At 44.1% G+C, this 14,865-nt stretch carries 15 protein-coding genes; 4 read left to right on the top strand and 11 right to left on the bottom strand.

Annotated elements, in window-relative coordinates; all coding sequences use genetic code 11:
- Nucleotides 1-16: 16 nt before the first annotated feature.
- The 9 genes from ruvX to mutL all read right to left on the bottom strand — a co-directional run bounded on the left by ruvX (nt 17) and on the right by mutL (nt 8,005).
- Entirely contained in the window at nt 17-436 is a 420-nt protein-coding gene (gene ruvX, locus O3629_RS06535) for a Holliday junction resolvase RuvX (RefSeq protein ID WP_023919889.1), read from the bottom strand.
- A complete protein-coding gene (locus O3629_RS06530) occupies nt 436-702 on the bottom strand; it encodes an IreB family regulatory phosphoprotein (RefSeq protein WP_003002070.1) in 267 nt (88 codons plus the stop codon). Before O3629_RS06530 ends, ruvX begins: the two co-directional genes overlap by 1 nt.
- Before the next feature lie 124 nt (nt 703-826).
- Nucleotides 827-1,423, bottom strand: a complete 597-nt coding sequence (locus tag O3629_RS06525; RefSeq protein ID WP_031576799.1) for an SP0191 family lipoprotein — start codon at nt 1,421-1,423, stop codon at nt 827-829.
- A gap of 136 nt (nt 1,424-1,559) precedes the next feature.
- Nucleotides 1,560-1,958, bottom strand: a complete 399-nt coding sequence (gene spx / locus O3629_RS06520) for a transcriptional regulator Spx (RefSeq protein WP_150906729.1) — start codon at nt 1,956-1,958, stop codon at nt 1,560-1,562.
- An 87-nt stretch (nt 1,959-2,045) separates the two neighbouring features.
- A complete protein-coding gene (gene recA / locus O3629_RS06515) occupies nt 2,046-3,191 on the bottom strand; it encodes a recombinase RecA (RefSeq protein ID WP_371495702.1) in 1,146 nt (381 codons plus the stop codon).
- Nucleotides 3,192-3,237: 46 nt separating this feature from the next.
- Complete coding sequence (locus O3629_RS06510) at nt 3,238-4,506, bottom strand: competence/damage-inducible protein A (protein WP_125329284.1); 1,269 nt, start codon at nt 4,504-4,506, stop codon at nt 3,238-3,240.
- 356 nt (nt 4,507-4,862) lie between these two features.
- Complete coding sequence (locus O3629_RS06505; protein WP_371495700.1) at nt 4,863-5,438, bottom strand: DNA-3-methyladenine glycosylase I; 576 nt, start codon at nt 5,436-5,438, stop codon at nt 4,863-4,865.
- 9 nt (nt 5,439-5,447) lie between these two features.
- On the bottom strand, nt 5,448-6,041 hold the full coding sequence (gene ruvA / locus O3629_RS06500; protein ID WP_003002260.1) for a Holliday junction branch migration protein RuvA: 594 nt from the start codon (nt 6,039-6,041) through the stop codon (nt 5,448-5,450).
- 20 nt (nt 6,042-6,061) lie between these two features.
- On the bottom strand, nt 6,062-8,005 hold the full coding sequence (gene mutL, locus O3629_RS06495; RefSeq protein ID WP_254728763.1) for a DNA mismatch repair endonuclease MutL: 1,944 nt from the start codon (nt 8,003-8,005) through the stop codon (nt 6,062-6,064).
- Nucleotides 8,006-8,253: 248 nt separating this feature from the next.
- Between mutL and O3629_RS06490 the strand changes: the two genes are divergently transcribed.
- Nucleotides 8,254-8,694 (top strand): LytTR family DNA-binding domain-containing protein, encoded by a 441-nt coding sequence (locus tag O3629_RS06490; RefSeq protein WP_049503862.1) that lies wholly within the window; start codon nt 8,254-8,256, stop codon nt 8,692-8,694.
- The gene (locus tag O3629_RS06485) at nt 8,688-9,143 is read left to right on the top strand and encodes a DUF3021 domain-containing protein (RefSeq protein WP_024054970.1); all 456 of its coding nucleotides are present in this window, start codon (nt 8,688-8,690) and stop codon (nt 9,141-9,143) included. Before O3629_RS06490 ends, O3629_RS06485 begins: the two co-directional genes overlap by 7 nt.
- Before the next feature lie 304 nt (nt 9,144-9,447).
- Here O3629_RS06485 and mutS read toward each other — a convergent pair whose 3' ends face one another.
- Nucleotides 9,448-11,997: a DNA mismatch repair protein MutS gene (gene mutS / locus O3629_RS06480; RefSeq protein ID WP_371608930.1), complete on the bottom strand. Its 2,550-nt coding sequence runs from the start codon at nt 11,995-11,997 to the stop codon at nt 9,448-9,450.
- A gap of 132 nt (nt 11,998-12,129) precedes the next feature.
- Entirely contained in the window at nt 12,130-12,570 is a 441-nt protein-coding gene (gene argR, locus O3629_RS06475) for an arginine repressor (protein WP_023919910.1), read from the bottom strand.
- Between the two features lie 104 nt (nt 12,571-12,674).
- On the opposite strand from argR, the gene argS reads away from it, so the two are divergent.
- The gene (argS, locus tag O3629_RS06470; protein WP_049515225.1) at nt 12,675-14,363 is read left to right on the top strand and encodes an arginine--tRNA ligase; all 1,689 of its coding nucleotides are present in this window, start codon (nt 12,675-12,677) and stop codon (nt 14,361-14,363) included.
- Nucleotides 14,364-14,515: 152 nt separating this feature from the next.
- Nucleotides 14,516-14,761: a hypothetical protein gene (locus O3629_RS06465; protein WP_023919916.1), complete on the top strand. Its 246-nt coding sequence runs from the start codon at nt 14,516-14,518 to the stop codon at nt 14,759-14,761.
- Nucleotides 14,762-14,865: the final 104 nt, after the last annotated feature.

Genomic DNA, 14,865 nt, shown 5'->3' with positions numbered 1-14,865 from the left:
CTTCCTCGTTTTCTTTCTAAAAATTGCGATCTAAATAATTTTGTAAAATAAGCTGCGCCGCTAACTTATCAATAACTTTTTTGCGTTTGCTACGGCTAATATCTGCTTGCTCAATCAACATCCGCTCTGCAGCAACTGTCGTCAACCGTTCATCTTGGTAGTCGACTGGCAACCCAAACTTTTCAGCAATCATTGCGCCATAAGCCTGACTAGCTTCCACACGCGGTCCGCTGGTGTTGTTCATGTTTTTCGGCAAGCCCACAACAAAACGGTCTACCTTGTATTGAGCCACTAATTCGGCCAAGCGCTCCAAACCGAATTCTTTTTTGTCTTCATCGATTTGGATGATTTCAAGACCCTGAGCTGTAAAACCGAGAGGATCACTCACAGCAACCCCGACGGTCTTTGAGCCAACATCCAATCCCATAATTCTCATTAGAGGTCTATTCCTTGCCCTTTCAAATAATAACGTACCAATTCTTCCACGATCTCATCTCGTTCATATTTACGAATTTGGTTCCGTGCATTATTATAACGAGGTACATAGGCAGGATCACCACTGAGTACGTATCCTACGATTTGATTAATTGGATTGTAGCCTTTTTCATCCAGTGACAAGTAAACATCTTTCAAGGTCTCGCTAATTTCCTTACGATTTGAATCATCAAGATTAAAACGTACTGTTTCATCTGTAAATCCCACAAGAACACCCTCTTTCCTTAGAATATTACTATTATACCATAATTAAGAGTTTTCCACAACGGCCAAGCCCTTGATTTTACGGCTTTTTCAAGCATTTTTGAGCTATTTTAGCTAAACTGTTTTTTTATTTTTGCTCACTCGCTCCAGCATTGATAAGATTATCCGCAAATTGACTCGGTGTCAGCTTCAACAACTCTGGTAAGTGATTGTTTTTGAAGTAGGTCATGCCTTCAGCCTTCTTCACATCCATTGCTTCAAAATCATAGGTGATGGTTACCTTGTATTCATTCTCATTTTCCAAGGTCAAATCAGCTGTGAAACCTGGCACTGTCAAAGCTTCCTTAAATGCATCGTCCTTGTTAAAGGATTCTCTCAATTGCTTTTGTGCTTCCTCGACTCCAACCTGTTGGATCCCTTTTTTCAACTCCTCATCGGTTGCCGTCACATTGATGGTCTCCAACTTTTTAAAGGTATTCCCCACATAGGTGACGATTTGCGTCTGTTGTGTCCCCTTGTCATCTTTTGGAAAGACAAAGGTTCTAGTGATGACTTTATTTTCTTCAGCTTTTTGCAGGATACTCTTATTATCCTTTTGCAGTTGCTCTGCTTTTGCTTGGATTGCCTTTTGTTCACTTGAATTTGGCGTTTTCGCTTGTTTTTTTTGACCGCATCCAGTCAAACACAAGGCAAGTGCACCCAATAAGAAGATTTTCCTTTTCATTTTCCATTCCTTACTAGTTATTGTTTTCTAAAATATTGTATCATAGATTTCGTAAAATGGCGCAGTAAACTGCTTTTCATTCCGATTTTTAAAAAGAAAAAAATCAGAAACAAATTGTTTCTGATTTTCAATCGCTTTAAAGAGCTGCACGCATCCGCGCTTCTGTATTTTCTACATTTCGAACTGATCGTGGCAAGAAGGCACGAATATCGTCTTCTTTGTAGCCCACTTGGAGACGTTTGTCATCTACCAAGATCGGACTTTTAAGAATACGAGGTGTTTCCATGATGATGTCAATGACTTCATTGACACTCAAGTCTTCGATGTCCACTCCTAGATTTTTAGCGTATCGATTTTTTGAAGAGACAATACTTGCCACTCCATTTTCAGTCTTTGTAAGGATATCCAATAATTCTTCTTTGGTGATCCCTTCCTTACCGAGGTTTTGTTCTTTATAAGTTAGCTGGTGAGCGTTGAGCCAAGTCTTTGCTTTTTTACAGCTGGTGCAACTTGACACTGTATAAATTTTAATCATGCATGCACTCCTTTCGCTACACGATAATACTATCGTATTAAATTATAACACAAAAACCATCAGTCTAGCGACCTATTTTGAAAAAAATTAATCTTCAATTTCAATCGCGTCATCTAAATCTAGAGTTACTTCTTCTACGACAGGAACTGCTTCTTCAGTTTTATCAAGGGTTTTCACTGCTTCGTCTTCTTCGATCAAACCAAAATGAACCCGAACCTTGTGGTCGATTTCGTCAAAAATTTCTGGGTGGTCAGCCAAGAATTTCTTAGCATTTTCAGATCCTTGACCAATTTTTTCGCCATTATATGAGTACCACGCACCCGCTTTTTGGATGATATCCAAATCTGTTGCAATCTTCACCAACTCACCTGTACGTGAAATTCCTTCTCCGTACATGATTTCAACCATGGCTTCTTTGAACGGTGGAGCCACCTTGTTCTTCACAACCTTGATCTTGGTTTCCTTACCAACGTTGGTATCTTTTTGGTCCCCAGTACCTTTGATTTGAGTATTTCCACGAACATCTAGACGAACAGAAGCGTAGAATTTCAGGGCACGACCACCAGGTGTGGTTTCAGGGTTCCCAAACATGACCCCAACTTTTTCACGCAATTGGTTGATAAAGATAGCAATGGTCTTCGTCTTATTGATCGAAGCTCCGAGTTTGCGCATCGCTTGGCTCATCATCCGCGCTTGCAAACCAACGTGGCTGTCACCGATATCTCCATCGATTTCTGCGCGTGGAACCAAGGCCGCGACAGAGTCGATAACAACCAAGTCAACGGCCCCAGAGTCGATCAATTTACCAGCAATTTCTAGTCCTTGTTCCCCTGAGTCTGGTTGAGACAAGAGGAGTTCATCGATATTAACCCCAAGAGCTGCTGCATAAGATGGATCCAAAGCGTGCTCGGCATCGATAAAGGCAGCAATGCCTCCTTCTTTCTGTGCTTGCGCTACTGCATGGAGGGCAACGGTTGTTTTACCAGATGATTCTGGACCATAGATTTCGATGATCCGACCCTTTGGATAACCACCAGCACCCAAGGCAATGTCAAGCGCCAAGGAACCTGAGCTCATGACTTGAACTTTTTGCTCTGCGCGTTCGCCCAGACGCATGATGGATCCTTTACCAAAGTCTTTTTCGATCAACTTTAGGGCATCATTGAGCGCTTTTTCACGCTCATCTCCGAATTTCTTAGAGATATCATCTAATTTTTTCTGTTTTTTCGCCATTCTTTTCTCCTATATTCAAAGCGTAATGTTTTACACCTTCTTTTTATTATAGCAAATTTTCATCTAATAATACAGTCTTGCGTACCAGATTAAAGGCATGTAGGACTGCAACTTTACGAACATCCATACGACTCCGGCCAGCGATATTGACCTTGATTGATTGGACTCCTTTTGGACCTGCCACTCCAATAAAGACAGTCCCTGCCGGGTGGCCTTCTAGACTGTCTGGACCGGCAACACCCGTCAGACTGACTCCATAGTCAGCCCCTGTTAAGAGGCGGGCCTGTGACGCCATCCGCTCAGCTGTATGGGCAGAGACCACGCCATGTTCTCGTAACTCAGCTAGGGGGATTTGGAGCATTTTGCTCTTTTCCTCTATGCTGTAAGTGACGAAACCTCCTGGCAAGACCGCTGAAGCTCCTGAGAAATTAGCCAGAGTCGACTGGAACATCCCTGCCGTCAAGCTCTCCGCTGCGGTCAGGGTCAAGCCTCGCTCACGCAAGAGTTCAAAAGCCATCTTAGCTAGGGAATTGTCATCTCCATAGCCATAGAAGAGCTGGCTCAAGGGTTGGCCATCTAAGGTCTCATGACGGAGAATCACTTGCTCCAACTGATCCAATTTCTGATCTGCCAGCTCTTGTGACGAAGCCTTGGTCGACAAGCGCAAGGTCACTTCTCCGGTCTTGGCATAAGGAGCCACCGTCGGGTCTGTTTGGCTATCAATCACATCCGCTAGGACGGTTACCAGCTGGCTTTCCCCGATTCCAAAGAAGCGCAAGACGCGTGAGTAGAGCTTCTCTCCTGTCGCTAACAGGGGCACCAACTCATCCGTAACCATGGGTTTCAATTCACTCGGAGGGCCAGGCAAGACCACATAGCTAATGCCCTCTACTTCGACCAGACCTCCCACTGCCAAACCGGTTAGGTTTTGGAGGGGCTTAGAACCCGTTACTATTTGCGCTTGTCTTAGATTATTGGGCGTTCGGACATGGTCTGGCCGACTGGCAAAGAAGCGATCCAACTTGGCCATGGCTTCGGGATCAAAGGTCAAGTCTCTATCCAAGAACTGGGCTAGGGTCTGCTTGGTCAGATCGTCTTCGGTCGGTCCGAGACCTCCTGTGAGGATGACGAGATCACTTCGATCACGCGCAATCCCAAGAACAGACAAGAGGCGATCAGCATTATCTCCAACTGCAGTTTGGAAATAAACGTCGATCCCTAGGCCGGCCAACTTTTCTGATAAGAATTGCGCATTGGTATTGACAATCTGTCCTGTGAGAATTTCGGTTCCCACTGCAATGATCTCTGCTTTCATAACGCCTCCACTTATACTATTCGTAATTTTTCTTCATTGTAACACAAAAACAGAAAAATCGTAGAAAAAAGAGAGCCTCTCAGCTCTTCTTTCATTTTTTAAGTTCACGAATAATCATAACAGGAATGGTGATAATTCCGAAAAAAACATACAGTATAGTCCATTTGATTAACATTAATAAGGTCTTCATAATTTTCCCCTGGTTAGTTGTTTTGATAGTAGCTATAGATACTTTGATTAATCCAGTAGCTTTACATATCATATTATAAATTATTTGTTATAGTTTTGCAATAAATATTTTTCTCTGTAATACAGTATAATTCAATTTCTAATTAAATTTGGAATTACACGAAAAATCATTTTTCTTTTATGGATTTTCCCTTCCATTCACAAGCATTCTCATGATCATTGACCAGGCCTGCTGCTTGTAGGTAGGACAGGACCGCAACGGGACCTGTAAACTTGAAGCCCCGCTTTTTGAAGTCCTTGGCTAGCTTCTCAGAAAGAGCTGTCTTCGCTGGAGCCTGTCGGTAATCTGAAACATCATTGAGGATGGTTTTCCCATTGACAAAAGACCAAAGATAAGCATCAAACGATCCAAATTCTTCCTGGACTTGTAAAAAAGCCTGAGCATTGGCCCGTGTCGCAAAAATCTTTGCACGATTGCGGATGATGGCTGGATTGTCTAACAAAGTTTCCAGTTCAGAGTCGGTCATCTCTGCGACGCGTTGAAGGTGGTAACCATGAAAAGATTCTCGGAAAGCCTGCCGTTTATTGAGGACCGTTTCCCAAGATAGACCGGCCTGATAAGTCTCCATACAGAGCAACTCAAAAAGCGCCTGGTCATCATGGAGGGGCCGACCCCATTCTTCATCATGGTAAGCTACATATAACGGATTGGTCATTTTGACCCAGCCACAGCGTTTTGGCATCTTCTTCTCCTATTTCACCAACATCTTAAGGGCAGACTTGATGTAGTTTTCAGCAGTATCAGAAGTTCCTTCAAAGAATTTCTTGATTTTCTTAAGTTCCGTTGCCTTGTAGCCCAATGCCAACATGGCTTCCATAGCTTCTTCAAGGGCTTGGTTTTCTTCTGCAACTTTGGCTTTGGACTGAGCCGGTGCATCTTCTAGATCAAGATTGATCTTACCTTCCAGATCCAAGACCATCTGTTGGGCTGTTTTCTTGCCGATCTTTGGAAACTTGGTCAAGTAGGTAATGTTCTTGCTTTCGATGGCTTGGACAAGGCCTGCATTATCGTCTGCAGCAATGATAGCTAGAGCTGAGACAGGTCCAATCCCAGAGACTGAGATCAAGTTTAAAAAGAGCTGTTTCTCTTCTTCGGTCGCAAAGCCATAGAGAAGGTGAGCGTCTTCCCGAACCACTTGGTGCAGATAGACGTGCACCTCTTGATTCATTTTGCCAGAGTAGGCATAGGGATTGGCCACATGCAAGAGATAGCCGATTCCAGCTGTTTCTACCACGATGTATTTGGCGGTAATTTTCGTTAAGATTCCTTTAATGTATTCGTACATAAGATTCCTTTATCGTTTACTTAATATTTGCCCAATTCCCGCAGGCTAGTGTGATTTTCTTGAATGCGTCGGAACATCTTTTCCATATCTGACTTGGTAAAGTTAACCAAAACCGGACGGCCATGAGGGCAGTTATAAGGGTTGTCACATTGGGACAGTTGATAGATGAGATCCCGTGCGGAGTAATCATCCAGTGTATGATTGGCCTTGATGGAGCGTTTGCAGGACATCATGATGGCCAACTCAGCCCGGTATTTCTTGATGGACACTTCCTTGGTCAAGAGGAGCATGTCACACATTTCATAGATACCCGACTCGATCTCTTCCTCCTTCATCCAGATCGGATGCTCCCGTAAGATCAACTGGTTGGCTCCGTACTCTTCTAAGTAGACGCCTACTTCTTCTAGAAGGTGCTTGCGCTGTTGCAGGCGGATCAGATCGTCTGTAGGGAATTCAAAGATATAAGGCACCAGCAGTTGTTGCTGACTGCCGTCTACGTCCCCGATGCTCTCCCGATATTCTTCGTATTTGACCCGCTCTTGGGCCGCGTGCTGGTCAATGATATAAAGGCCCCCATTGCCTTGGGCAAAGAGATAAGTTCCATGCATCTGACCAAAATATTCCAACTCTGGGAAGGTCGAATGTTCTTCCCCATCCAACTTATCATAGACCTTGTCTAGACTAGCCAGATCCAACTCTGGGTGATCCAGTTCATCATAAACCGCAGTCTTTCTTTCCGCAAACTTGATCGCGCTTGTCGGTTTTTCTACTGGGTTTTCTTGGCTTGTAGAATCAGCAGCCACCTCATCTGTTAGAGGCAATTGAGGATCTGCCACTTCTGGTCGAAGCTTGAAATCTTGGCTTTCTCGATCATAATAGAGACGGTTTTCTTTTAAAGGCAGGGTTGTCTGTACTGGCTTTTCTGTTCGGCGAATGGTCGACTTGGCTAGATTTTCTAGAGCATCTGGAATCAGGTCCTGCTCTTTCAAAGCATTCGCAATCGCCTGGGAGATCAAGGCCATTAATTCCCGTTCTTTGGAGATACGAACTTCTTGCTTGGTAGGGTGAACATTGACATCGGCTAAGTAAGGGTCGATCTGGATATTAATGATCGCGAGTGGAAAGCGACCCACCATGAGTTTACTGCCGTAGCCATCTAAAATAGCTCGATTGAGCAAGAAATTCTTGATGTAACGGCCGTTGATAAAGAGGCTGATGTAATTGCGATTGGCACGAGTCAATTCAGGCAAAGACACAAAGCCCGTCACTTCAAAATCTAGGTCGCGATTTTCAATGGCCACCATCTTCTTGGCAGATGCGAGGCCATAGACACCCGCAATGGCTTGCCGGAGATTACCCGTCCCCGCTGTTTTGGTCATTTCTTTTCCATCATTGATCAAGGTAAAGGCAATCTCAGGATGGGCCAAGCTCAAGCGGTTGAGAATATCCACGATATGGGATAGCTCTGCCTGCTGGCTCTTTAAATACTTGAGACGAGCAGGGGTATTAAAAAAGAGATCTTCCACTGTGATCTTGGTCCCGACAGGGCTTGTCGCTGGCTCCAATTCCTCAATTTCGCCACCCTTTGCGACCAATTTGGTCCCGTGGGCAGCTCCTTCTTGCGCCGTTAGAAGGGTTAGAATACTGACAGAAGCAATGGAAGGCATGGCCTCACCACGAAAACCAAGCGTTCGAATACGAAAAAGATCTGCTTGACTCTTGATCTTACTGGTCGCATGTCGACGGAGGGCCAAAGCAACCTCATCGTGCGCAATTCCTTCCCCATTATCTGTAATCCGAATCGACTTCAATCCTGCTTCTTCGATTTCAACAACAATCTGGCTAGCTCCAGCATCGATCGAGTTTTCAACCAATTCCTTGACCACACTAGCAGGTCGTTCAATCACTTCACCTGCCGCAATCTGATTGGCTAGGACTTCTGGCAATTCAATAATCTGTGACATAGCTGCTCCTTTACCTATTTTTTCACCGATACATGTAGCTCTATTATACCACAGATCCACAAGACTCCCTTTCTTAAAAAATAGAGGCTGGCCCCATCTTTTTCCTTAAAAACCGCATAGGCAAAGAAAACGACCACATAGACAAATCCCCTTGTCTTCCCTTTGGAAAAAGTGTTTAATAGTAGTGTAAAGAAGGAGCCGGGCTAGCAGGCCAACCGACTTTACCCAAAGGAGGGAGAAACGATCTTATGAAAGTTGAAGTACACATTGATTCCCACTTCCAAGAAGAAGCGGTGATGATCACAGCACCTGCACTGTCTGCGCGTGTAGAAAAAATCCGTGACTTTGTGGAAGAATTGGATCAAAAAGGGCGCTTACGTGCCAAAAAGGATGGGGAAGCTTATCTGATCGAAAGCCAGCTATTCCAACGTTTTTACATTGAAAATCGGCAAGTAATTGGTGAGACCATGACAGATCAATTTATTCTGACTGGACCACTCTATCAGCTATCTGAAGACTTGCCGACCTGCTTTCTCAAAATTTCCCAATCTGAAATTATCAACACAAAAGAAATCGATCACCTGCACTTTACCAGTGGGGGATCCGTGCAAATCTATCTTAAAAACGGGAGTCTGACCTACTCCTCCCGTCGTTACTTGAAAGCCATTAAGGAGAAATTATCATGCTAAAACAATCTTTTTCTGACGCCCTGAAAGGTATTCTCATCGGGCTCATCCTATCCATCTTCTTTTCCTACCTCTTCTCACCTGAGTTGTACCTTCCCTTAAGTCCCAACTCTGCAGTCGGCCGCTGGATGTTCTTGCATCATGTTCACGGCTCACTGGTCATGCTCTATTGTGCCCTCGTTTGGGGTGCGATTGGGGTCCTCTTTAGCTTCGGAAGTCTCCTCTTTCAAAAAGACTGGAGCCTCTTACGAGCTACTCTGAGCCATTACCTACTCATGTTACTTGGGTTTATTCCCCTAGCTACCTTGGCCGGCTGGTTTCCAGCACGACTCGGATTTTACCTCTCACTCGTTGTCGAATTCACCCTCGTTTACGTGATCATCTGGTTGGTCTCCCATCATTTTTATAAAAAACAAGTTCAAGAAATCAATCAAAGCATTGCTAACCACTAAGAGAAAAGATCCTCGCCATCACGAGGATCTGAAAGTGGAGATAAACTGTTCCTTTATACAAATCTAATAAATTCTATAAAAATTATACTCGTTATAGTTATTCAATCATCTACTGAAACTTTCCGCTGTGAGAAAAGTGCCTGAAACAATTGTGTTTCAGGCACTCGGGAGTTTTGAGACCTTAGGCTCAAAACTAAGTCATGGAACTTCATAGAAGTTCGCTGACGTCCGGACTCACCTAAGGAAAGTTTCTAAGATGTCTTTGTCTTCAATCTGAGATCCTCAATGCTACGAGGATCTTCTTTTATAATTTCTTTTTCAATTCGGCGACTGCCATCATGACTTCCATGGGAGTCATATTGTAGAGATCCAGATTCTTCAATTCTGTGATCACCGTATTTTCTGTCTCTTCCTCAAAGAGGGACATTTGTTCAGCAACCTGCGAAGACACTTCCTTTTTAGGAGTTGCATCCGCAAGCGGTACTTGCTGGGCTTGTCCTTCGAGCTTGGTCAAAATCGCATCCGCCCGCTTCAATAATTCTTCTGGCAAACCAGCGATCTTGGCCACGTGAATCCCATAGGACTTATCTGCTGGGCCGGGTTCAATCTTGTGCAAGAAGGTAACCTGACCATCTCGCTCCAAGGTCGCAACATGAACATTTTCCAAACGGGACAAGGTCTCTGAGAGAGCCGTCAACTCATGGTAATGGGTCGCAAACAAGGTTTTGGCACCGGTTCGATCGTGAATGTATTCGATGATGGATTGGGCGAGAGCCATCCCATCATAGGTCGCCGTTCCCCGCCCCAACTCATCAAACAAAATCAAGGACTGGGGTGTTGCCTTGCGAATGGCGTGATTGGCTTCCATCATTTCCACCATAAAGGTAGACTGACCCGATACCAGGTCATCAGCAGCTCCGATTCGGGTATAAATCGCATCAAAGATTGGCAACTCGGCCTTTTGCGCTGGTACATAGGAGCCAATTTGGGCAAGAATCACAATGATCGCCAATTGGCGCATATAGGTAGACTTCCCGCTCATATTTGGCCCCGTAATCAGCTGAATATCCCGTTCTTCATCCATAAAGATGCTATTAGGAATATAGGACTGGGCTCCCATCACTTTTTCAACAACTGGATGACGACCTTTGTCGATCGTGATCCGTCTTTCTTCATGGAAGAGGGGACGATTCAATTGTTGCGATTCAGCGACACTGGCTAAACTTTGTAAAACATCAACCGTCGCAATCGCCTGAGCTAACTGTTGCAGACGTTGGATATACTTGCCAACTTCTTCCCGAATCCGCATAAAAATCGTATATTCCAGATTAGCAGACTTCTCACGCGCCTCTAGCATATCTCCTTCGATGCGTGCCAATTCTTCCGTACCAAAGCGTTCTGAATTTTTCAAGGTCGCCTTGCGGAAAAAGTGAGCAGGAACGTGACTCAATTGAGAATTGGTGACATGGAAATAGTAGCCATCCTTCTTGTTGTAATCGATTTTTAGACCTGTAATGCCGCTGGCTTCGCGCTCCTTGGCCTCAATCTCAGCAATCCAACCAGTACCATCCCGAAGAACGACACGGTACTGGTCCAATTGCTCGTCAAACCCAGTTCGGATGATATTTCCCTCTGTAATAACAGCAGATGCTTCCGGAGCAATAGCTGAGGTAATCAAGCGATGCAACTCAGGAAGTTCATCCAAGCGTGCAATCAAGACATCTAAGACTGGATCGCCAATCCCCAGTAGAATCGACTTAATCGTCGGCACATGCCCCAGAGTATCTCCTAGTTGCAAGAGATCCTTAGGATTGATCTTGCCAAAGGAAACCCGACTCGCTAAGCGTTCAATGTCATAGACTCCTTTGAGGCTGTCGGTCAAATCGCTCCGTTCAAAGAAATGATCCATAAAGACCTGAATGATGTCCTGGCGCTCTCGAATCCGTTTCAAATCGACTGAGGGTTTCTGAATCCAGGACCGCAACAAACGACCGCCCATGGCCGTCTTGGTTTCATCCAAATACCAATACAAGCTACCATGTTTCTTCCCAGTCCGCGCATTCTCTGTCAAATCAAGACTAGCCTTGGTCGCAAAGTCCATCTGCAAGAAATCGCAAATCTCATAATGATGGGCTTTTTTGAGGTGGCTCAATTCCCGCATTTGTGTCTGGTAGACATACTGGAGAAGTTTTCCAGCCGTTTTCTTTTCGAGCTCACTCAACTGATCCCCTAAGAGTTGAACATCGTCGAGCGCCGTCTCTACATGTGACAGCAAAAGATTCATCTGGCTCACAAACACACGTTCTTCCTGTTCTGGCAACTCATAACCCAGGACCACCTCACGCGCACGTAAATTGCGGATTTCTCCACAAACCATGCTAAAGTCATTGAGGGTCGTCACTTGAAATTCCCCAGTCACCAGATCCATATAGGCTAGCCCAAAATCATTTCCTGAACGATCCAAAGCAACCAGGAAGTTATTCTCACTATCTGGTTTGGTCGAATCCACCACTGTACCCGGCGTAATCACCTGTACGACTTCACGCTTAACGACCCCCTTGGCTTCTTTGGGGTCTTCCATTTGTTCTGCAATCGCGACCTTATAGCCCTGTTCAATGAGAACATCAATATACTGCTGGGCCGAGTGGTAGGGAACACCCGCCATAGGGATCGGATTCTCTGCATTTTTATTCCGTGAGGTTAAGGAAATCTCTAAAATTTGAGCCGCATTCACTGCATCTTCATAAAATAATTCGTAAAAATCTCCCATTCGAAACAGCAAAAAGGCATCCGGATAGTCTTTTTTGATATCTAGATACTGCTGCATTCCAGGGGATATTTTCTCTACTGCCATACTTCTTTATTCCTTACTGTTGCATCATTTTCTGACACAAGCTCCATAGATGAAAACAGGAGTAGATAGCTCACTATCTTCCTCCTTTTGACATCTTAACGGGGTATTTTCTTTCTCTCCAACAGGGCTTGATTACTGCATCATCCCTAAAATTTCATTTTGAATTTCAATAGCTGCCTCTTGGTCACGGCAGACAATCAAGAGGGTATTGGCCCCTGCTACTGTCCCCAAAATACGCTCATCTGACATCTCATCTACACCATTGGCCAAGAGAGCTGCTTCTCCTAGCTCTGTCCGCAAGACCAAGGTGAATTCTGCCCGTGAGACAGACTTGGCATGGCTGGACAGCATAATATAAATCTCTGCCACCTCAGGCTCATTTGGCAAAATATAATACAATTGATCTTTTCGCTTCACCTTGACCAGACCTAGATCCCGCAAATCACGTGAGAGGGTCGTTTGCGTTACTGCAATTCCTTTTGCTTCTAAACGATCCTGAATCTCTTTTTGCGTGGACAGTTTTTCATTTCGAATCATCTGTTGAATCAAAAGGTGTCGTTCTGTCTTTTTCATTTGACCTCCACTTTTGAATAAATATACTTTAAATTATACCAAAAAAATTGAAAATTCGCTCAGAATTATGTTAAAATAATAGTTAAAAGGACTAAGGAGCTAATATGAACAATAAAGAACTCATTGCTAGTGAATTGGCCAAAGTGATTGACTCTCTTGACCAAGATGCTATTTTAAACTTGCTTGAACAACCAAAATCATCTGATCTTGGTGACATTGCTTTTCCAGCCTTCTCACTTGCAAAAGTGGAACGCAAGGCTCCTCAAGCAATCGCTGCAGACATTGCTGAAAAGATCGACCAAAGTGCCTTCGAAAAAGTCGTTGCAACTGGACCTTACGTGAACTTCTTCTTAGACAAATCTAAGATCTCTGATCAGGTAATCAAATCCGTCATCGAAGCAGGGGCAGACTACGGTCAACAAGACGAAGGTCATGGCCAAAACATTACCATCGACCTTTCAAGTCCAAATATCGCAAAACCATTCTCAGTTGGTCACTTGCGCTCAACCGTTATCGGGGATGCTCTTTCAAACATCTTCCGCAAAATGGGCTACAACACGATTAAAATCAACCACTTGGGGGACTGGGGTAAACAGTTCGGTCTCTTGATGGTAGCCTACAAAAAATGGGGTAGCAAGGAAGCTGTCGAAGCCAATCCAATCGATGAATTGCTAAAACTTTACGTTCGGATCAACGCTGAAATCGAAAACGATCCTGAGCTTGATGATGAAGGACGTCTCTGGTTCAAGAAATTGGAAGATGGAGATCCAGAAGCAACTGAATTGTGGCAATGGTTCCGTGATGAAAGCTTGGTAGAATTCAACCGTATCTACAAACTCCTCGGTGTTGAATTTGACAGCTTAAACGGAGAAGCTTTCTACAATGACAAGATGGATGAAGCTGTCCAAATTCTTGAAGAAAAAGGCTTATTGAAAGAGTCTAAGGGAGCTAGCATCGTTGAGCTCGATGATGTGAACCTTCCACCAGCTATGATTAAGAAATCAGACGGTGCCACTCTTTACATCACGCGTGATATCGCAACCGCTATCTACCGTGCACGGACTTACAACTTTGTGAAAAACATCTATGCTGTAGGTCAAGAACAATCCAACCACTTCCGTCAGTTGAAAGCTGTTTTGAAGAAAATGGGATTTGACTGGAGTGACGATATGGTTCACGTTGACTTTGGTTTGGTGACAAAAAACCGCCAAAAATTGTCAACTCGTAAAGGAAATATCATCCTGCTCGAACCAACTCTTCAAGAAGCCATCTCTCGTGCCAAAGCTCAGATTGAAGAAAAGAATCCTGAACTTGAAAACAAGGAAGAAGTGGCACATGCAGTCGGTGTTGGTGCGGTTAAATTCTACGACTTGAAGACAGACCGTCGCAACGGTTATGACTTCGACCTCGAAGCCATGGTATCCTTCGAAGGAGAAACTGGACCTTACGTTCAATACGCTTACGCTCGTATCCAATCCATCCTTCGCAAAGCCAACTTCACACCATCTACAGACGCGACATACAGCTTGAGCGATCCTGAAAGCTGGGAAATCATCAAGCTTCTCCAAGACTTCTCTCGTGTTGTCAAACGTGCCGCTGAAAACTATGATCCATCCTTGATCGCAAAATATGCTATCAACTTGGCTCAAGCCTTCAATAAATACTATGCACACACTCGTATCTTGGATGAAAGCCCAGAACGCGAAAGCCGTCTTGCTCTTAGCTACTCAACAGCAGTAGTCTTAAAAGAAGCCCTTCGCTTACTTGGTGTCGATGCCCCTGAGAAAATGTAATTTCTTATCTATGATGGATAATTAGAACATCTCTTATGGGAGTGAGAGGAGAAACTAAATGCGATTCAATTTAGTTCTTTCTCACTCCTTTTCTCATGTCCAATGCCCTTCATTCTCTACATTTTCAGATTCTTTATATACAGGAGAAATCTATGAATCAAACCGTTTACATCTTAATCCTCATCAGTTTAGTGGTCCTCTTTTTATTTAACAAGTACGAAAGAGAAAAACTACAACGGCTCTTACAAGAGCAACTCTTGAAAGATCAAGCTTTCAAAGATAGCATCAAGGAAAAAATCCAAGAGACCGACAATATCAACGATGTCATCCATGCCATCAACAAAGACTATCGATTGGGACTCCTACTTGCTAAAGAAATCACTGAAAAATTAAAATAAGCCATAGAAGAGGAGTCATATAAAATGTGACTCCTCTTCTATTCAGTCGCAACAAATAAGAGGCTGGGACAAAAGTCCTAGCCTCTCAATTATTTTTGGATTGT

The organism is Streptococcus sp. 27098_8_12 (assembly GCF_041432115.1).
Classification (GTDB): Bacteria; Bacillota; Bacilli; order Lactobacillales; family Streptococcaceae; genus Streptococcus; species Streptococcus parasanguinis_V.
This window is presented reverse-complemented; position numbering and strand designations above follow the sequence as displayed.

What these genes read in the sequence shown, in the direction of transcription:
- ruvX (WP_023919889.1), bottom strand. Translation starts at nt 436, where the DNA reads ATGAGAATTATGGGATTGGATGTTGGCTCAAAGACCGTCGGGGTTGCT.
- O3629_RS06525 (WP_031576799.1), bottom strand. Translation starts at nt 1,423, where the DNA reads ATGAAAAGGAAAATCTTCTTATTGGGTGCACTTGCCTTGTGTTTGACT.
- spx (WP_150906729.1), bottom strand. Translation starts at nt 1,958, where the DNA reads ATGATTAAAATTTATACAGTGTCAAGTTGCACCAGCTGTAAAAAAGCA.
- recA (WP_371495702.1), bottom strand. Translation starts at nt 3,191, where the DNA reads ATGGCGAAAAAACAGAAAAAATTAGATGATATCTCTAAGAAATTCGGA.
- O3629_RS06510 (WP_125329284.1), bottom strand. Translation starts at nt 4,506, where the DNA reads ATGAAAGCAGAGATCATTGCAGTGGGAACCGAAATTCTCACAGGACAG.
- O3629_RS06505 (WP_371495700.1), bottom strand. Translation starts at nt 5,438, where the DNA reads ATGCCAAAACGCTGTGGCTGGGTCAAAATGACCAATCCGTTATATGTA.
- ruvA (WP_003002260.1), bottom strand. Translation starts at nt 6,041, where the DNA reads ATGTACGAATACATTAAAGGAATCTTAACGAAAATTACCGCCAAATAC.
- mutL (WP_254728763.1), bottom strand. Translation starts at nt 8,005, where the DNA reads ATGTCACAGATTATTGAATTGCCAGAAGTCCTAGCCAATCAGATTGCG.
- O3629_RS06490 (WP_049503862.1), top strand. Translation starts at nt 8,254, where the DNA reads ATGAAAGTTGAAGTACACATTGATTCCCACTTCCAAGAAGAAGCGGTG.
- O3629_RS06485 (WP_024054970.1), top strand. Translation starts at nt 8,688, where the DNA reads ATGCTAAAACAATCTTTTTCTGACGCCCTGAAAGGTATTCTCATCGGG.
- mutS (WP_371608930.1), bottom strand. Translation starts at nt 11,997, where the DNA reads ATGGCAGTAGAGAAAATATCCCCTGGAATGCAGCAGTATCTAGATATC.
- argR (WP_023919910.1), bottom strand. Translation starts at nt 12,570, where the DNA reads ATGAAAAAGACAGAACGACACCTTTTGATTCAACAGATGATTCGAAAT.
- argS (WP_049515225.1), top strand. Translation starts at nt 12,675, where the DNA reads ATGAACAATAAAGAACTCATTGCTAGTGAATTGGCCAAAGTGATTGAC.
- O3629_RS06465 (WP_023919916.1), top strand. Translation starts at nt 14,516, where the DNA reads ATGAATCAAACCGTTTACATCTTAATCCTCATCAGTTTAGTGGTCCTC.